Source organism: Paenibacillus sp. FSL R7-0026 (assembly GCF_038004485.1).
Classification (GTDB): Bacteria; Bacillota; Bacilli; order Paenibacillales; family Paenibacillaceae; genus Paenibacillus; species Paenibacillus xylanexedens_A.
Map to the genome: position 1 here is coordinate 3,542,897 of NZ_JBBORG010000001.1, position 18,574 is coordinate 3,561,470.

General features: G+C 48.9%; 15 protein-coding genes. 1 reads left to right on the plus strand and 14 read right to left on the minus strand.

Translation table 11 applies throughout. The features are described 5' to 3' along the window. Positions 1–72: 72 nt before the first annotated feature. Entirely contained in the window at positions 73–1,011 is a 939-nt protein-coding gene (locus MKY44_RS15600) for a sugar-binding transcriptional regulator (protein WP_062836066.1), read from the minus strand. Between the two features lie 236 nt (positions 1,012–1,247). On the opposite strand from MKY44_RS15600, the gene MKY44_RS15605 reads away from it, so the two are divergent. Further along, a complete protein-coding gene (locus MKY44_RS15605; RefSeq protein WP_341007794.1) occupies positions 1,248–1,874 on the plus strand; it encodes an FMN-dependent NADH-azoreductase in 627 nt (208 codons plus the stop codon). Between the two features lie 319 nt (positions 1,875–2,193). Here MKY44_RS15605 and MKY44_RS15610 read toward each other — a convergent pair whose 3' ends face one another. From MKY44_RS15610 to MKY44_RS15670, 13 genes are all read right to left on the minus strand, one after another. Next, entirely contained in the window at positions 2,194–2,544 is a 351-nt protein-coding gene (locus MKY44_RS15610) for a hypothetical protein (RefSeq protein ID WP_036613800.1), read from the minus strand. An 85-nt stretch (positions 2,545–2,629) separates the two neighbouring features. Beyond that, a complete protein-coding gene (locus tag MKY44_RS15615) occupies positions 2,630–3,817 on the minus strand; it encodes an MFS transporter (protein ID WP_341007795.1) in 1,188 nt (395 codons plus the stop codon). An 82-nt stretch (positions 3,818–3,899) separates the two neighbouring features. Next, entirely contained in the window at positions 3,900–5,117 is a 1,218-nt protein-coding gene (locus MKY44_RS15620) for a Xaa-Pro peptidase family protein (protein WP_341007796.1), read from the minus strand. Beyond that, positions 5,110–5,955 (minus strand): ABC transporter permease, encoded by an 846-nt coding sequence (locus MKY44_RS15625; RefSeq protein WP_341007797.1) that lies wholly within the window; start codon positions 5,953–5,955, stop codon positions 5,110–5,112. The genes MKY44_RS15620 and MKY44_RS15625 overlap by 8 nt, the downstream gene beginning before the upstream one ends. Continuing rightward, the gene (locus MKY44_RS15630; RefSeq protein ID WP_341007798.1) at positions 5,948–6,865 is read right to left on the minus strand and encodes an ABC transporter permease; all 918 of its coding nucleotides are present in this window, start codon (positions 6,863–6,865) and stop codon (positions 5,948–5,950) included. The genes MKY44_RS15625 and MKY44_RS15630 overlap by 8 nt, the downstream gene beginning before the upstream one ends. After that, positions 6,862–7,992, minus strand: coding sequence for an ABC transporter ATP-binding protein (locus tag MKY44_RS15635; protein WP_341007799.1), 1,131 nt, complete (start codon positions 7,990–7,992; stop codon positions 6,862–6,864). The genes MKY44_RS15630 and MKY44_RS15635 overlap by 4 nt, the downstream gene beginning before the upstream one ends. A gap of 72 nt (positions 7,993–8,064) precedes the next feature. Next, the gene (locus tag MKY44_RS15640) at positions 8,065–9,201 is read right to left on the minus strand and encodes an ABC transporter substrate-binding protein (RefSeq protein ID WP_341007800.1); all 1,137 of its coding nucleotides are present in this window, start codon (positions 9,199–9,201) and stop codon (positions 8,065–8,067) included. A gap of 68 nt (positions 9,202–9,269) precedes the next feature. Further along, on the minus strand, positions 9,270–11,243 hold the full coding sequence (locus MKY44_RS15645) for a hydantoinase B/oxoprolinase family protein (protein WP_341007801.1): 1,974 nt from the start codon (positions 11,241–11,243) through the stop codon (positions 9,270–9,272). After that, positions 11,240–13,288 carry a hydantoinase/oxoprolinase family protein gene (locus MKY44_RS15650; RefSeq protein ID WP_341007802.1) on the minus strand — a complete coding sequence of 683 codons (2,049 nt, stop codon included), beginning with the start codon at positions 13,286–13,288 and terminating at the stop codon, positions 11,240–11,242. The genes MKY44_RS15645 and MKY44_RS15650 overlap by 4 nt, the downstream gene beginning before the upstream one ends. Before the next feature lie 40 nt (positions 13,289–13,328). After that, complete coding sequence (locus MKY44_RS15655; RefSeq protein WP_235193939.1) at positions 13,329–14,057, minus strand: FCD domain-containing protein; 729 nt, start codon at positions 14,055–14,057, stop codon at positions 13,329–13,331. Positions 14,058–14,306: 249 nt separating this feature from the next. Beyond that, complete coding sequence (locus MKY44_RS15660) at positions 14,307–14,969, minus strand: class II aldolase/adducin family protein (RefSeq protein WP_074095378.1); 663 nt, start codon at positions 14,967–14,969, stop codon at positions 14,307–14,309. A gap of 69 nt (positions 14,970–15,038) precedes the next feature. After that, entirely contained in the window at positions 15,039–16,529 is a 1,491-nt protein-coding gene (locus MKY44_RS15665; RefSeq protein WP_341007803.1) for a rhamnulokinase, read from the minus strand. 124 nt (positions 16,530–16,653) lie between these two features. Beyond that, on the minus strand, positions 16,654–18,444 hold the full coding sequence (locus MKY44_RS15670) for an L-fucose isomerase (RefSeq protein WP_341007804.1): 1,791 nt from the start codon (positions 18,442–18,444) through the stop codon (positions 16,654–16,656). Positions 18,445–18,574 lie beyond the last annotated feature (130 nt).

Below are 18,574 nucleotides of genomic sequence, written 5' to 3' on the forward strand. Positions count from 1 at the left end.
ATTTTCTTCCTAAAAAAGCAAAACATCCGCCCTTTTTGCGTGGCAGATGTTGTCATCCATATCCATTTGAAATTAAAATCGAAGTAATGCCTGCGCTGTGTACTGGTCCGTGACCAGAATATTTGCGTAATGACCTTTGAGCGCGGCGTGAATGGCTTCAATTTTGCGTTGTCCCCCGGCAACAAGGATTGATTTTTCCTTATTTCTCAACTCGGCTAGATCAATTCCAACGGTTCTGCTGTTAATTTCTTCACTGATCAACTGACCTTCCGCGTCGAAAAAGCGTGAACAAATGTCACCTGCACCGGAGTTCATCAGCAATTGTTGCTCTTCTTCATTGAAGTAACCGAGCCTGAACAATAATGCATCTTCTTTCACAGTACCCACGGTAAACAAAGCAATGTTGGCCTGTCTGCCAAGTTCCACGATTCTGCCGATATGTCGATCCGCTTCCACCATGTTTTTTACTTCAATGTTGTCGAAAATCACAGGCAGCGGCAGATACCTTGGTACCGTATGGAATGCCTCAGCGAACAAATGAACAATCTCAGCGGCATACGTATTGACATGGGAGTGGCTTACGCCCCCCTTCAATTGCACGACTTCGACACCTTTGACCTGCTTGGGACGAAGTTGGCGTGCTACAGCATGCATGGTTGTTCCCCAAGTCACCCCGATAATATCTGCATCCTGAACCGTCTCTTGAAGATAATCCGCTGCTCGTTTACTGATATGCTTCTGTATTTCCTCATCACTCTTCAACGGGGCAAAACACACAAGTGCCGTATCCAGATCATATTTCGACTTGAGTTCTCCGGCAATGATGTCGATATCCTCCAACGGGTCCATAATTTCAATCCGCACGTATCCACGATCTTTGGCGTACTGAAGTAATCTTGACACCGTTGGACGCGACACGCCCAACCTTGCGGCAATATCCTGCTGGCTATAATCGGATTGATAATACAATTTCGCTGCTTCAATGCTTAATCGTTGCTTCTCCAGGTCCATTCCCATGTGCGCTCATCTCACTCATCCTATTGTCTTTGGAAAATAAATACTCGTCCTGTATATTATACATGGATTGAGTATCTGGTCACTATATAGCATCCAATTCAGTATCATGATCAATCCATTCATATCCCTTTCTGACGTATAAAATGGGGGAAACGATGCATACTACTGCGGTCGCTTCATCATTGCCAAGATTGCTTCACCCCATTAATCGCACAGAGAGGAAGAACTACATGTCTACCTTATTGTATATTACTGCCCATCCTCATGATCATGAAACCTCCTTCAGCATGGCAACAGGCAAAGCGTTTATTGATGCTTATCGTGAAAGTCACCCTTCTGATGAGGTTGTTCACCTCGATCTGTATCGTTCGGATATTCCGCATATCGATGCGGATGTCTTCAGTGGTTGGGGCAAACTGCAATCGGGTAGTGATCTGACTTCCGAAGAGCAGACCAAAGTAAGCCGTTTGAATGAACTGTCGGATCAATTTGCCGCAGCAGATAAATATGTTTTTGTAACCCCAATGTGGAACTTCTCGTTCCCTCCTATTCTGAAGGCTTATGTGGACTCGATCTGCGTAGCTGGCAAAACTTTTCGTTATACCGAACAAGGTCCTGTTGGACTGTTGTCTGACAAAAAAGCACTGCATATTCAGGCTCGCGGTGGCATTTATTCCGAAGGACCAGCGGCTCAGATGGAATCCGGTCATCGTTACTTAGGCATTATCATGTCATTCCTCGGTGTGCCGAAGCTTGATGGCATTTTTGTTGAGGGGCACAATCAGTATAAAGATCGTGCGGATGAGATCAAGCAACAAGCTATCGAGCAAGCACGCACTTTCGCAAAACAATTTTAAGAGAAGTAGTTCAAAAAGTCCGCTTTTGATTACGAATGATGCCTAGTGGCATCATCAGCATCGAATATGGGATTCACTCGAAATAAGCGGGAGGCTTACGAAGTATGTTTCCTTTGGAAACATTGTAGTTGCTCACGTAGTTTCCCTACGCTCCGCTACTCCTTTTCTAGCTTCATCCCATCTTCTCGGTACTGAAAATCGACCTTTTTGAACAATCACTTAAAGTGTAGTAACACTCAAAACAAAAACAAAACCCGCGTGCGTCCCAGGGATCTTCCCAGGAAACACGCGGGTTTTCAATGTATAATCAACCTAGAGCTTATTGATGTCCAGCGCTGGCACGGCTCATGGTTTCAAGTTTACGTGTGATCGCATGACGGTCTACTTTCAATCCCCAGATCATTTCAATAATCTGCTCTTTCTCCTCAGGACTGTCGGCATGCTTCAATTGCATTAACAGATCATGCATTTGTTCATTAATGCCTTCAAATTGAATCCATAAATCCTGTCTTACCTCTTTAGAATCCAGATGATGATTCGCATCGACTTCTTCCTTCAATGCTTGCAGAATAGCATCTTTCCATTCGTCATCACCTAGCTGTTTCGCAATGTTCAGGAGATCCAGATAATCGTCAACAAGAAGTGAGTTCAATTCAGCATGTGTTTTCATCGTTTATTGCATCCCCTTTTCGTCTATTTACCAAGTATTATACTCGGTATTTCAGGATATGCAATAGCTGTCGGAAAAAGTTGATTTATGTAGCCTGTCCCTTCAACCTGTGGACAAGCAAATTACACAACACAAAACCGATCAAAACGTACACACCGATCATCCCCACAATGCCTATCCATCCAAGATGACTGTAAAGCAGTCCACCTCCTGTTCCACTTACGCTTGAACCAAGATAGTAGAAAAATAAATATAACGCATTGGCCTGGGATTTGTGTTGATTGGCCACGAGTCCAACCCAGCTGCTTGCGATGGAATGACCGCCAAAGAAACCAAAGGCAAACAGGGCGAGTCCGATAATTTTGACCCAAAGCGCTGGATGAACGGTACAGACTGCACCAGCCAGAATAATTCCCAGCGCGATCCCAAGCACATGTGATCTGCCGTACCGATCTGCCAGCCTACCCATCCAGGTGCTGCTAAGTGTGCCCATCAGATACACCACAAAAAGACTTCCAACGATAGACTGGCTAAGATGATAGGGTTCACCCGTTAATTCAAAACCGATATAGTTGAACAGGGTCACGAATCCCCCCATCAGGAGAAAACCGAGTCCATACAGGCATAACAGCCTTGGATTGCGACATTGTGACCACAAAAGAGGTATTGGATTTTTGAATCCAGGTGCAGCTTTGACAAAATGACGGGATGGCGGGATAACAAGCCAAAAAATAACGGCTGCACACAGTCCAAGAATACCAATGAAACCCACAGCAGCGCGCCAACTGAACCAATCTGTCACCACACCGCTGATGAAACGGCCGGCCATGCCTCCTATCGAATTGCCACTGATATATAGGCCCATAGCATAACCAAGACTTCTAGGTTCAATTTCTTCTGACAAATATGTCATGGCTATCGCTGGCAACCCCGCGATTGCCACACCCTGGAGAATACGAAGCAGAAGAAGCTCCGTATATCCCGGGCTGAATGCACTTAGCAAAGCAATAACAGAAGATATTACCAGTGCTGCTGTCATAATAAAGCGTCGGCCCACTGAATCAGATAAGGACCCGATGAACAGCATCGTCAGCGCCATGGCGATCGTTGTAACCGATAACGTAAGACTGGCGTGTGTCGGCGTAATGGAGAATGCGTCGCTAATCTCAGGCATCAGGGGCTGGAGGCTGTAGAGCAAAGCAAAAGTGACAAAACCTCCGGCGAACAGTGCAAGGCTAATGTTACGAAACGTCTTAGTTCCCTGCTGAATCATGGATGTTCCAACTTTCTCAGTAAGAAAGCTTCTTGGATCGACTGTGGTCTGATCGCCGGTCAGTGAAGCCTTCCGTTTATCGTTATTTGGTAAACAGTTTCCGCTCCATATGGGTCAGAAACTCATAACCATCTGGCGTTACAACAATTGTATCTTCGATTTGGAACCCACCAGCACCTAGCTCGTAATATGGCACCTCAACACATAACACCATACCGGGCTCCAGTATCCGCTGGTCACCCGGGGAGAGGGTTATATCATCGTACAGTTCCAACCCGATGGCATGTCCGACATGCTGACGTCGGTAATGCGGAATCCCTTCACGTTGTACACGAGATACTGCCGCATGGAATACTTCCGACGCCTTGACGCCAGGGCGCACGGTTTCAAGTGCCGTCTCCCATCCACTTTTGACCGCAGCAAAATGTTTTTTCATCCAAGCAGTAGGCTCCCCTGCAACAACCGTGCGGCCCGTATCTCCCCAGTACCCTTCCAGCTGTAGGCAAAGATCGAAACGGATCTGATCTCCGGTCTCAATCGTATGAAAATAATTTTCGATGAGTGGTAATGCGCTGCGTGGCCCTGCCCCTACCGCTGTCATTGCCGAAGTTCCACCTGCTCTCATCACAGCCAGACGATAATGATCGGCAAGTTGCTTCTCATGAACACCTGCTGCAATCAGGTCAATCAGCTCCTGCTCAATCCGTTCATTTAATTGAGCAGCCTGACGCAGTTGCTCGATTTCAAAAGGTGTCTTGACCAGACGGATTTCTCGGAACAGCTTATATGCAGGAATTACCGGTCTGTCAGGAACCTCCTCCTTGATTCTCGTCAGAATATCGGGAGCGATCCGCATCTCATCGATGCCAATCGGCTGATCTTCGATCTCAAGCTGTTTTAATGCTGCCTTGAGTGCTTCAACAGGACCTGGATGAATAACCGTCGTTTGCAGGAGAGAATAAAAGAGATCAATGTCGTCAGTGGAAGGTTTGCCTTCAATTGAACCTTCCACGAAGAAATCACTGTAAGCAAATATATCTACCCCTGTAATACCGAACTGAGCTACAACGCCCAACCGATTCGTCGGAATGACGATACAAGGCTTTGCAGATCTGTCGGCAGGTAAAACCGCATAAATCTGCATAGTCCAGTTGCTTGCACGCAGCTGGGACCCGATGACATAGTGAATGTTCTCTGGAGTAGTTGCAATCAGGGCACTTAGCCCCTGCGCTTTCATCACTTCTTCCGCCCGATCCCGATTCAGACCTGAGCTATGGGATAGATGCTGTGAATTATTCATTTTGATCCAGACCTCCTTTTGTTTTCCTGCGACCAAATAAACTCTCAAGTCCTGGTACAGAGCGCAAAACTAGTTTTATCGTCATAAATAGAGCCAGCGCAAACGCGATCAGAACTACAGACACAACAGCAATCGTTGGGTCCTGCCATTTCTCCATATATAGGAATAGCTGTATTGGCAACGTGTAGCTGTCCTGACGAAGCAGCAGCAGAGCAGCCTCTACCTGATCAAAAGTGAAGACAAAAGCAATTGACCCTGACAGAAGCAGGGATAGTCGGAGCTGTGGCAGCGTAATTGCGAAAAAGATACGCATCGGCCCTGCGCCAAGGTCCGCGGCGGCTTCCCGGTGAGCCGGGTGCAAATTGGCTAATGCACTGCCCACAAGAGTGAGCACGAATGGAAGTACAATGACCGCTTCACCCAAAATAAGTGCAAACAATCCGCCAGCAATATGCATTTTCGAGAATAAAATCAAATATGCGATACCCAGCGTAATTTTCGGCATAACCATCGGAGATACAAAAAATGCCCTTAAGATGCCAGAACCCGGGAAGGGATACTGCACGATCGCTAGTGCAGCAAGTGTACCCGTAGTTAAAGCCAGCAGAACTGCTCCTGTCGAAGCAATGAGGCTGTTCTTGAATGCATCGAGAAACTGGGTTTGCTCACTAAGATTGGCATACCATTTCAAGGTTAGACCTTCTGGCGGGAATTTGCTGGCTGAACCCGAGCCTACAGATGTCAACATAATCATCAGCAGTGGCAACAGCAAATAAATCGCTACGGCGCCCACAAAGATATAGAGCAGCAGTTTGATGCCCCTGTTCGACTTAACCATATGCCTGACCTCCCTTACGGGAACGACGGAACATCAACATTTCCGCCCCTTTATTCACAAGCAACGAGACAACGATGGAAGACACAAGCAAAAACAGACTGGCAACCGCAGCCATTGGCCAGTTGGTGTCCAAGGTACGCTGATATATAAATACCGGAAGTGTCATGACTCTTCCCCCACCGATTAGTTGAGGAGTGGTGAAGGCGGTGAGACATAGCGTGAACACAATCTGTACCCCGCTTGCAATGCCTCTTGCCGATAAAGGCAGGGTAATGGTCAGGAACGTTCGCCAGCTGCCCGCCCCCAGATCCTGAGCAGCTGCCTTTAAGGAAGCGTCACTTTGGGACAGTACATTTAAGATCGGAAAGACCATAAATGGCAGGAAAATATGGACAAGTGCGACAACAACACCTGTCTCGTTGTAAATCATGCTGAATCCTTCATCGGTAAGTCCCAGCCGGATGAACAACCAGTTCATGAAGCCCTGTTTGGACAGCAACAGCTGCCATCCGTAAGAACGCACGACCGCGCTGACCAGTAGCGGAAGAAACGTGAGCAGTAACAACAATTGCTTCATGCCAGGCTTCTTTAGACCCCCGATGCAATACGCCAGTGGATAGGCAAGCAGAAGACTCCATAGCGTAACCTTGAAGGCAATGCGAAACGTTGTACCAATCAGCTTCCAATAGTAGGGGTCGGACAGAAACGCACGATAAGCTCCTAAATCCCAGCCCCGAATAAGCTTTCCATTCTCATACATATCAAAGCTATATCTGCCAAAGATCAGCAACCCGCCCAGATACACGATGCCCATCAGTACAAGAGCAGGCAACAGAAGCAGCAACCGGGTTACCCATGTGCGGTTTCCAAAGGAATACAGATTCACGATCCGTTCCGTGATCCGGTTCATATTCCTGCCCTCTGTACACAGTCATGCATGGGTTCGGATAACAAGAGCGCGTCCTCCGGTTCAAAGCCAATTTGTATTGGCTCACCTGGACTATAACGTGAGGCTCCCCGCTGATGCAGCACACTGGCCTGAACCAGAAAACCTTCAGCAATCTGCACGCTGTATCGAATATTTGCTCCGCCATACACCGCTTCAATCACGTGTCCATCCAACTTGTTCAGGCAATGAGTTGCATCTTCTCCGAGTCGAATATACTCATTGCGGATCGATAAGGAATGTCGTGCTCCCGCTTTCGGTATGACATTGCCATCACTGACTTTCACCAACAATGGCTTGCCGAAGCAATCCACCCGAATTCCATTCACATCATGTCCCAACACTTCCGTCTCAAAGAGATTGGTATCTCCAATAAACTTGGCCACGAAGCTATCGGCCGGTCTTTCATAGATTTCATCAGGGGTTGCGTATTGCAAAAGCTTTCCGGCGCGCATGACGCCGATTCGGTCAGACATATTCATGGCTTCGCTCTGATCATGCGTTACAAAGATAAACGTTCCTCCGAACTCGCGCTGTATGCGTTTCAGTTCACGCTGCATATCGAGACGTAGCTGCATGTCCAATGCCGAGAGAGGTTCGTCAAGCAGAAGCACTTCGGGTCTGTTGATCAATGCACGAGCAATGGCGACACGTTGGGCCTGACCACCGGACAGTTCGGATACAGCACGCCTGCCATAGTCTCCGAGCTGGACCAGATCAAGCATTTCACCTACCTGCCGTTTGATATCGGCTTTTGGTAACTTCTTCACCTTTAGCCCGTAGGCAATGTTGTTGAATACATCCATATGAGGGAACAGCGCAAGCTGCTGAAAAATCATATTGCTATTGCGTCCATAGGCCGGAATGCCGGTAACATCCCGACCTCCCAGCATAATGGTGCCCCGATCCGGTTGCTCAAGTCCGCCAAGCATGCGCAGCAGTGTTGTTTTGCCACAGCCACTCGGACCAAGCAAGGAAACGAATTCTCCCTTTTTCACTTGGAGTGTTACTTGATCAACGGCGGCTCGCTCACCATAAGTCTTCGTGACTTCCCTTGTTTCAATGGATATGGTCTCTTGTCCGCTGCTCATCTCTGATTCCCTCCCATCCATTCCGGATTCAGAACAGAACCCGGAATCGTTGTATGCCTGGCAACAATCGTTTTATTGAAGTTTTGTTTTCACGAGTCGGTCCCATAGTTCTTTCCAGGAAGAACTGTTCTGTGCAAGCACATCCCAGTCTGGATTAATGCCGTTACTTTGCGTTTCGACGGAGAATGAAGGATCTTCCTTGTACTTGTCTGGAACTGCAGCTGTCGTACTGGTTACTGGCGTACCCGTTGCTTCCGCGTATTGTGACAGCGCCTCTGCGCTCAACAATTCGTTAATAATTTCGTTTGCAACACGTGCCTGCTCAGGTGTCGAGCCCTTCACGACCTGAAGTGTGTACGGGAAGGAGATGGCACCTTCGCTCGGATATGCTACAGCCAGTGGAGAACCGTCATCAATCCATGTCTGTGCAACCTGTGCACTGAATGGGGCAATGAGAGCATCACCTGACTCCAGAAGTGCCTTCAACTGATCATTGGATGAAACCAATGTGCCAATCTGGTCACTGCGATCTGCCCAGAACTGGAAGGCTGGCTCGGGATTTTCATAGGATGCGCCAATCTCTTGACCTTTGGCAGCAATCAGCGGAGAGATATAGGAATAGAACATATAGTCCCAGAGCGCAGTTTTTCCTTTGAACTCCTCGTTATCCCAAAGATCGTTCCAGCTGGTAGGCGGCGTTTTCACAAGGTCTTTGTTATACACTAGGGCGAAGCTCGACACGCCCCAAACCACACCTTTATTGTCTGGCTTGTGAAAGGACTCTGGAATATCTTTGATATTGGTCACGATGCTGGTATCAAGTGGCTCCCACATGTCATCATTCAAGCCTTTTGCCGTTGCATCTGCATTAAAGTAACCAAAGTTAACGACCGGATTGTTGGCATCAGCCTGCTTGCCAGCGACCATCTTGGGGTACATTACCGAATTGGAGGATTCCTCAAAGGTGACTTCAACGTTGGGATGTTCTTTCACATACTCGGCAACCACTTCTTTCGGAACAACATCCTGATTGGAGCCAGCCCAGATAAACATCGTCAGCTTAACTTTGTCTCCGCTTGCTCCTGAAGAGTTGGTCTCTCCGGCAGTATTACTTGAGCTGCCTGCTCCACCGCAGGCGGAAAGCACCAATGTACCGGCCAGTGTTAGAGAGGCGAGGCTGAGAAAACGTTTTTTATTGGATTTGAACATACAAATTCCCCCATCCATGTAGTTGGTTTTACCGATAAGACAGAACTAGATAGTTTCCATATACTTGATCAATGCAACCCTATTTGCTGGCGTAACCCTTCCATAATGTCGGATATCTCCCGTGGATCTACAGATAGGGAATCCTTATACTTCTCCTCGACAACGCCCATGGTCTGACGCTTCAGGTAGTCTCTTAGTGCAAGCGGAGCATTCAGCAACGCCTGATTCAGCGTTACCTGCATCTCATCGCTCCATATGTCTTCAAATTGCTCCCGCGCCTTGCCATAGGCGAATTCCTCCTGCTGCCGCGTTCGCTTGGCTCGCATTTGTTCCGTATCGCTCTCGTTCAGCTCCAGGCCGTCAATCACAACACCGTATAACTCAAGGGCTTTCTCCGGGGATACCAGCCCACTTCTTACATCCTCCAGAACTAGGCTTGGGTCACGTTCAAGTGGATCACCATATCCGCCTCCGCCTTGCGACAAGAACGTAACCGTTTCTCCAGGTTGAAGCAGCAGCTCATCAATTCTTCCCAGATGATGCTCACTTGCTCGCCCAGCATTAAGAATCGCTTCTCCATGTGAACCTACGCCGCCACCGAGCCTGCCCCAAGGCTGGAACTCCATACGCTCCATGTTTCTGGCCGTCATCACCGTATCCGGTGTTAGAATTCTGACACATAAATCAATTCCGCTTCCGCCACGGAAAGTTCCTGCACCTGCCGAGTCAGCACGAAGGCCGTAATGCTCGATCAACACAGGCATCTCGGATTCCACCGTTTCCGCAGGAATATTCCGAAGATGACCGACCGCAAAATCCATGCCATCAATGCCGTCTTTCATCGGCCTAGCTCCCGAACCTCCGCAGATCGGCTGAATTACGCCCACCTTTTTCTTGCCATCGGATGCATCTGTCATCGCCATCATGACGATGCAGGCTTGTCCAGCTCCTGCCGCGGGAACCATACTTCCCTGAGCTTTCCCCAAAGCACCCGTGATAACGTCCATCAGCCGAATAAAGGTCGCGGCGCGTGCCCCAACTGCTGCCATCGGCTCCGGGTTAAGTACGGAAGCAGGCGGCGCGTAATTTCGCACCATACGAATCATGCCCGAATTCCAAGGAATCGTCGGATCGAGCGTACGGAAATAACGAATAAGTGCGGGCACCAGCATGTAATGCCCCTGTTGGTTGTGGGTAGGAATGTTGAATGAAGCTCTGACCTGAGGATCGGTTCCGCTAAAGTCCAGATGAATCTCACTGCCTGCAATCGTCATTTTGCAGCGCAACCGGATAGGATATCCCCCTGGTCCTTTCTCCAGATAGTCCCAGAAGTCATAGGAACCGTCCGGGATATCCTGCACGATAACACGTGCCTTCAGCTCGGCATATTCCAGCAAGTGTTCGATGCCCTGCTGAATTTTTTCCACGCCATAACGTGCAATGAGTTCCTCCAGCCGCTGCTCTCCCCGATTCAATGCAGCCATAAGCGCTTTGAGATCACCGAGATTTTGCTCCGGAATTCGGCTGTTGTCCAGAAACATACGCAGGATCTGCTCGTTCAGAACACCAGCTTCATACAGCTTGACTGGTGCAATTCGAATGCCTTCCATATGAATATCGTAGGCGCTGGGAGATACGCTCCCCGGTACCTTGCCGCCCACATCGGATGAATGAACAAAGCACATGCCGTAAGCGATGATTCGCCCTTCGTGAAAATAAGGCTTGATGAGATGAATGTCTGGAAGGTGTGTGACCATGCCTTTAGTGGAATAAGGATCATTACATATGACGAGATCCCCTTCTTTCCAGTCTTCAATGCTGTTAATGGTCTCAGCAGCAGGGATGCCCAGAGACAGATTGTACCCCGTCTCCAGCGGTGACCCGAACGTTTCCCCGGATGGAGATAAGAGGTAGGTTCCAAAATCGCCCGTTTCTTTGACAAAAGCGGTGAATCCTGTGCGCAGAACAACATTCGCCATTTCTTCCACGGCAGCTTGAATTCGGTTGTTAAAAATCTCAAGAAAGACCTTGTCGCCGATCATGCTTCCACCTCCCCGATCACGTTCCCGTGGCCATCCCGGTATACCTTATATCCAGGCGGGATAAAGATCGTTGTATCATATTCCTCCACAATAATGGGCCCGGGGATGGGTGCATCCACCGATGGAATCTGTCTCCTTTTCAGTACCTTGGCTGTCTGCTGTACATGGTCAAAGGTTATGATCCTTTCTTCTGCTGTGCTCTCATCGAATGGCAAATCTGCCGGAGCTACCGTGTTATGGGTAGGTAAAACACCAACAATGGTCGCTCTGAGACTTACAAACATAACCTCTGCCTCTGGCTGACTGATGCCAAACACGTTTTGGTAAGACGTATGGAATTTAATCCCTGCCTTCTTGGGATCTTCAATTTCTTCCAATGTCAGCGTGACCTCGAGATCAAAGGCCTGTCCCTCATATCGCATATCCGCACTGTATAAGCAATAAATATTGTCCAGCTTGACACCACCACGGGCTTCCTCATCGACCCAGTTACGTCCCTGGTTTTCCAATTCAGTGAAAAGAGAGCTTAATTCGCCAGACTCCAGAGTCTGGGTGCTTTTGTGTAACGTATGAACGAAATCATTGCGAAGATTGGCGACCGTGCAGCCCATGGCACACAGTGTTCCCGGAGATGGCGGGATCAGCACTCTGCCGATGCCTACCTCGCGTGCCATCAGAAAAGCATGCATTGGGCCAGCTCCACCATATGCGAGCAACGTAAAATCGCGGGGATCAACGCCCTTGCGAGCCATGAGGGGAGAAAACTGGGCATACATATTGGCGGTTGCCACATCAAGAATGGCTTGCGCAGTCTGTTCGGCATTCAGTCCAAGCTTCTGTCCCAGATTGCCCAGAGTACGCTCTGCAAGTTCGGGATACAGACACATTTGTCCGCCAAGGAAACGGTCAGCATGCAGGATACCGAGCTGTAGATAGGCATCTGTGGTTGTCGGCTCTTCTCCCCCGCGCTGATAACATGCCGGACCGGGGTTGGCTCCCGCGCTGCGTGGCCCCACCTTGAGTACGCCTACGGAATCAAGCCAGGCAATTGAACCACCACCTGCTCCTATAGCCGTTACATCAACAGCAGGAATGATGACAGGAAAATCTCCAACTTTGTTCTCGGATGAATAGGCAGGTTCTTTGTCAATAAGGGCGACATCAACACTTGTCCCACCCATGTCAAATGTGATGACCTGATGAATGCCCGCTCGTTCAGCAATATGGGTCGCGGCGATTACACCGGAAGCAGGCCCGGACAGAAGCGTACGTACCGGCTCATTAGCCGCTCTGGCAGCCGTCATAATTCCACCGTTGGACATGGTCGACAGCAAGTTAGCTTTGAGGCCGTACGCCTGAATCCCTTCTTGCAGACGCAGGAAGTAAGACCCCATCCGGTCACCTACATAAGCGTTCATGGCCGTTGCGAGTGTTCGTTCGAACTCTCGCTGTTGTGGCCAGATGGCGCTGCTTCGGCAGATGAACAGTTGCGGATAACGCTCCCTGATCAGATCTTCCGCAAGCTGCTCATGAGTAGGATTCACATAAGCATGTAAAAAACTGATCGCCAAAGCGGTAACGCCATCCTCCACCAGCTCATCCACAGCTTTTAACAGTTGTTCCTCATTCAGTGGCTGGAGTATGCCTCCACTCGCAATGACCCGTTCATCGACTTCCTTAACGCGATGTCTCGGTACCAGCGCATCGGTCTTGTCACCATACAGATTGGTTGTATCCTCAAGTCGCAACCGGCGGATTTCAAGAATGTCACGGAATCCTTTAGTGACCAGCAGACCTGTAACTGCGCCATTTCGCTCAATCAACGTGTTGACGCCAAGCGTTGTTCCATGCACAAACAGATCAATCTCATGAATATTCACGCCACTAGCCTTCAACTGATCAAGTGCGTTAAAAATCGCCTGTTCCGGAGCTACTGCAATCGATGGCGTCTTCAGCGCCGCAATCACCCTGCCCTGATGGTCCATCACCAGCGCATCCGTGAAAGTACCTCCGATATCTATGCCTAGACGGTAGATTGTGTCCACAAGCTCAACTCCTTTATCACCGGGTCTCATTCTGGGAATGTTATTGGTTTTGCATGGCGAAATAACGTTTGACATCATCGATCATTTGGTTAATATGATTCACCATTGCCGCTTCAGCCTGCTCCGGAGAGCCCGCTACAATAGCATCCAGAATCTGCTGATGATCCACAACTAATTCACTTCCTACTCTCCGGCGAATATACGCTGTTTCCAGAAAATCGCGGCTTGTCTCCCATACCAGTTCAACCGCATGCAGAAGAATTTGGTTTTGCGCAGCATAAGCCAGCAATCTGTGAAACTCCCGGTCCTCCTCGTATGGTATAATATTCTTGGAAAGCAATTCATGCTGGTTGTTAATCGATGCTTGCAACAGTACTATGTATTCTTTCGAGGCACGCTGTGCTGCCAGGGAAGCGATTTCTCGCTCAAGTGCCCTTCTGGCAACGAGAACATCTAGCAGAGCCTTTTCCCCGGAATGGTTCAGCATCTGAATTAACTGTGAGTTCACGCTTTGTTGCTGCAAATCTTTTTCCAACGTCTTCATTCGATCCAGACCCTGTTCGGTCAAAGTTCTTCCCTTGCGACCTTCCAGAACTGTAAAACCTTCAACATCCATCTCCATAAGTCTTCTTCCGATGGTTGCCTGACTCAGACCATACGTTTTGCCCAAAGTATGAACCAACGTACTGGCCCCGATGGGAGCGTTAGCGTCTCGAAGCTGCTTCAGCAGTTCGTATTCCAACTCCATTTCGTTTAGCTCAGGACCCACTGATTTCACCCCTCTTAGATACTTAATTGTTTTTAATCTTCTTCGTAGTTGTTACTCACTGATGATTAACGTTAGTATACCTTGCAGACATCACAATTTCAACAATTCTCATCAAAATAGTGCGAATTATTTCTTCAGCTATACTCTGCGCCTTTTCAATTCAAAATCAAAATTAAAAAAGAGCATTTCACATCCTTTATTCCAGCGTTTATCTGGAGGATGCAATCTGCCCTTAACGTAGGAATATTTTCAGGACTTGAGTTGTTGCAGCAACTGCACACGGTAGGCTTCACTTTCAAGGGATTGAATTTCCTTATATTCTTCAGCAGTTAACACTTTGGGTTCCCCCGCTGCCTTGGCGATCATATATACCTTCGCGCTTTCTTCCACCACTTGGGTGCGGTAATAGGCTTCGCGGAGGTTTTTACCCGTTGTGACCAATCCGTGATTGACGAGAATGAGTGCCGTATGTTCTGCTACCTTTGCTGAGACTGCATCGGCAAGTTGTTTCGTCGTTGGCAGAACGTATGGAACAAATCCGATATCGCCCACCAAAGCGGACTGATCAGGGAACAAGTGTGGCAATTCATCGAAAACGAGACTAAGTGCGATCGTATATGCCGGATGCGTATGCACAATGGCTTGGATATCAGGGTTCACACGATAACTGTACAGATGCATCAATACTTCGGAAGAAGGACGTGTTGTTCCCGCACGAGTCTCTCCTGTCTCGATATCAATGGCGATCCATTCGTCAGGCTCCAGATCCTCAAGTGCATAACCGCTCGGAGACAACAACATCGTTCCCCCAGAACGAGCGCTCAAATTCCCACCGGGTCCTACAACCAACCCTTGGGCAACTGCTCTACGTGCATACTTCGTCAACTCTTCCCTTACTTGCTCTTCAGACATGCTGCTCTCCACTCCTCATACTTTTCTTTGTAGCATTTTCGTCAATGCTTATTGCATTGAATCTGTTCATTACCTTTTGATTTGATTCAGACTTTGGTAGCTTTCATAAGCTTCCTGCCACAGCTCTGTATCCTCAGGCTCATAGGTCTCGGGGGAAAAGGAAGCAGCCATGACCTCCCGTACCTCGGCCAAGCTACTCACTTCTCCATGCGCAAGGAATTGCAGCATGCAATTCCCGGCTGAAGTCGCCTCTGCCGGGCCTGCCACCACCGGGACACCGGCTGCATTGGCTGTAAACTGGCATAGTAGTCGATTGTGCACACCGCCACCAACCATATGAATGACACGAGGTCTTGTACCTGTAATCAACTGCAATTCATCCAGCGTCTGTCTGAATTCCAGTGCAAGACTTTCCAGAATGCAGCGCACAATCGCTCCAGTCGTTTCGGGTACAATCTGTCCGGTGAGACTGCATTGTTGCCGTATTCGTTCAGCCATATTCCCTGGAGCCAAATATACGCCATCTCCCGGCGATACATAACTCTGATGCGGCGTTGCCAAGGTAGCCAGTTGAATCAGCTCTTCATGTGTAAAAAGTTGATTCTCCCGCTCCCATTGCCGTTTGCATTCCTGTAGCAGCCACAGGCCTGAACGATTTTTCAGGGTACGTACTTTGCCACTTACCGTCCCTTCATTGGTGAATCCCAATGCACGACTTCGGTCATCCAATACAGGTGTATCACGCTCCACCCCCATAAGAGACCAAGTACCACAGCTGATAAAAGCAAAATCCGAATCCATTGCAGGAATCGCTGCCAAGGCAGATGCCGTATCATGTGATCCCACAGAGACTACCTGCATCGGTCCAGTCCGTAACTCGGCGCACAACTCATTTGTTAGATCGCCCAGCACGGTACCGGGTTGAACGAGTTTTGGAAATAATGTTTCCGGTATACCGAGACGTTCGATCAGATTTTCATTCCAACGCGCCTCGCCTGCATGCAACAGCCCGCTAGTACTTGCAATCGTATACTCACAAGCCTGCTGATCAGATAGATAATAGTGAAATAAATCCGGCATAAATAACATGCGTACATCCGGACGCAAACCTTCGGCCTGCTCTCGTACACTGCCTAGCAGTTGAAATACTGTATTGATCTGCTGCGGCAGAACGCCAGACATGGCATACAGTTCTTCTTCTTTCACTATGTGCAGAACTTCTTCCATCCACTGTGCGTTGCGTGCTTCCCGATAGTGACGTGGGTTCGAGCACAACCTTCCCGCACCATCCACCAATCCATAGTCCACTCCCCACGTATCCACTGCTATAGAACGGACCGATGGAGAGATGCCTTGTGTCCCTTTCACAATGCCTTGTTTTAATTCATGAAAAAGTCGCAAGAAATCCCAATACAATCCGTCCCCCAGCTGCACGGGTTCGTTGTTGAATCGATGCACTTCTTGTAACGAGAGTCTGTTTCCATCAAAAGAACCCCGGACTACACGTCCACTCCCAGCGCCGTAATCGGCAGCAAGCACATGTGTTGCTTGATTGCACATTCTACCAAGCCTCCTTAACTCTACCCGATAAGCCGTATTCGAGTTTTGAACACAGCTTTCAAGAGAACGCCATGTTACCTCATTTCACAGGGAACATGGCGTTTGACAGGAATGGAACTTTATTTTAACGATACAACGGACCAAATACACTGCAAGCACGGTAATCTGCACTCTCCGGCTCACTTGTGCCGAACAATCCCCATGCACGCGGACGGAAAATTTCCGTTTCAGGTACATTATGCATATTTACCGGAATGCGAAGCATGGAAGCAAGCGTAATCAGATCAGCACCGATATGTCCATACGAGATGGAGCCATGGTTAGCGCCCCATTGATTCATGACCTCGTATACGGAAGTAAACGCTCCCGATCCGGTTAGAACAGGTGCAAACCAGGTGGATGGCCAGGTTGGGTCTGTCCGTTGATCCAGCGTATCATGCACATCTTCAGGCAGATCGACCGTGTAACCCTGAGCAATTTGCAACACTGGTCCCAGTCCTTTGACCAGATTCAGACGTGTCATCGTTACAGGCATTCCACCTTTGGTCAGGAAATCCGCTGAATAGCCGCCCCCGCGGAAATATTCTACGGATGCCGGTCTCCAGGATGTTGCTATTAGGCAGTCCTGAACTTCCTCATCTGTAATTTCCCAGAATGGCTTGAGTACAGGCTTACCCTCTCTGGACTGTTGCCCAGTGCCATCCAAGGCTGCGGAACCGGAGTTGATCAGATGCAGGATGCCATCCTTCGCGTTTCCTTCCAACTGATGTCCCGTCACACGCTGTACCGAATCCGGACTCCAATACGTACGCACATCAGCAAAGATCTGTGCCGTATGTGTCAGCATCGAACCGAACAACATGGACACTCCATTCAAGCTATCATTCTCTGTTGCAACCAGATAAGGTGCACGTTTGCCATTCCAGTCAAAGGAAGAGTTTAATATCGACTCCAGAAAATCTCCATTCGGAGAATGATCCGTCCACTGCCGTTGTCCCTGGAAGCCGGATACAATCGCGTGGTGACCCATCGACTCCTCTGTATAACCAAGCTCTGCCAATCTTGGGTTGCCCGCCATCAAGTCACGCACGATTTGGGTCATTTTCACAACGGTTTCCCATTCGTACTCTTTGCGTTTGCGATCCGTTTGCAGATGGGCAACGTTGTTGTCCGGACCTTCGTTACAATTCTCCTTCACCCAGGCCAATGCGAGCTTATACTCCTCGGGGTCGTAGATTTCTTCTTCGATACGACGAGTCAATTCGCTCATATCCACATATTCATTGCGCATGCCCAGATACTCCTGGAAAAATGAATCGTTCACAATCGAACCTGCAATCCCCATGGATACCGATCCAATGGACAGATAGGCTTGCCCTTTCAAGGTTGCGGCTGCAAGACCTGCACGGCTGAACCGGAGCAATTTCTCACGCACGTCATCGGGAATCGTAGTATCCCCGCCGTCCTGCACATCCTCTCCATAGATCCCAAAGGCCGGAATCCCCTTCTGGGCATGGGCAGAGAGTACCGCTGCCAGATATACTGCACCCGGACGCTCAGTCCCGTTAAAACCCCAGATGGCTGTAGGAATGGATGGCGACATATCCATCGTTTCCGTACCATAACACCAGCAGGGTGTCACGGTGATCGTTACACCAACGTTCGAACGGCTGAACAATTCTGCTGCTGCGGCCGCCTCGGCCACACCGCCAATACAGGTCTCAGCCACAACACACTCCACTGCGGACCCATCAGGATAACGTAGTTCTGCTGCAAGTAGTTCCGCAACGGATGTCGCCATCCGCATCGTTTGCTCTTCCAATGACTCCCGAACACCTTTGCGTCTTCCATCAATCGTGGGACGAATACCAATCTTGGGGAAAGCCTGTTTATAACGATAATCCTGATGTGTCATACTGGAATGTCCTCCTTCAATTCGTTTCATAGAATTTGGGTTGAATTGAGAAACCTTCTGTCTGATCCATGTGCAGTGATTGGAATAAGATAATGACGGAGATATAACCAATACCCGAGTTGCACGCAAG

Coding starts and splice junctions, on each gene's coding strand:
- MKY44_RS15640 (WP_341007800.1), bottom strand. CDS start 9,201: ATGTTCAAATCCAATAAAAAACGTTTTCTCAGCCTCGCCTCTCTAACA.
- MKY44_RS15625 (WP_341007797.1), bottom strand. CDS start 5,955: ATGGTTAAGTCGAACAGGGGCATCAAACTGCTGCTCTATATCTTTGTG.
- MKY44_RS15665 (WP_341007803.1), bottom strand. CDS start 16,529: ATGTGCAATCAAGCAACACATGTGCTTGCTGCCGATTACGGCGCTGGG.
- MKY44_RS15630 (WP_341007798.1), bottom strand. CDS start 6,865: ATGAACCGGATCACGGAACGGATCGTGAATCTGTATTCCTTTGGAAAC.
- MKY44_RS15610 (WP_036613800.1), bottom strand. CDS start 2,544: ATGAAAACACATGCTGAATTGAACTCACTTCTTGTTGACGATTATCTG.
- MKY44_RS15635 (WP_341007799.1), bottom strand. CDS start 7,992: ATGAGCAGCGGACAAGAGACCATATCCATTGAAACAAGGGAAGTCACG.
- MKY44_RS15670 (WP_341007804.1), bottom strand. CDS start 18,444: ATGACACATCAGGATTATCGTTATAAACAGGCTTTCCCCAAGATTGGT.
- MKY44_RS15620 (WP_341007796.1), bottom strand. CDS start 5,117: ATGAATAATTCACAGCATCTATCCCATAGCTCAGGTCTGAATCGGGAT.
- MKY44_RS15645 (WP_341007801.1), bottom strand. CDS start 11,243: ATGATCGGCGACAAGGTCTTTCTTGAGATTTTTAACAACCGAATTCAA.
- MKY44_RS15660 (WP_074095378.1), bottom strand. CDS start 14,969: ATGTCTGAAGAGCAAGTAAGGGAAGAGTTGACGAAGTATGCACGTAGA.
- MKY44_RS15615 (WP_341007795.1), bottom strand. CDS start 3,817: ATGATTCAGCAGGGAACTAAGACGTTTCGTAACATTAGCCTTGCACTG.
- MKY44_RS15605 (WP_341007794.1), top strand. CDS start 1,248: ATGTCTACCTTATTGTATATTACTGCCCATCCTCATGATCATGAAACC.
- MKY44_RS15600 (WP_062836066.1), bottom strand. CDS start 1,011: ATGGACCTGGAGAAGCAACGATTAAGCATTGAAGCAGCGAAATTGTAT.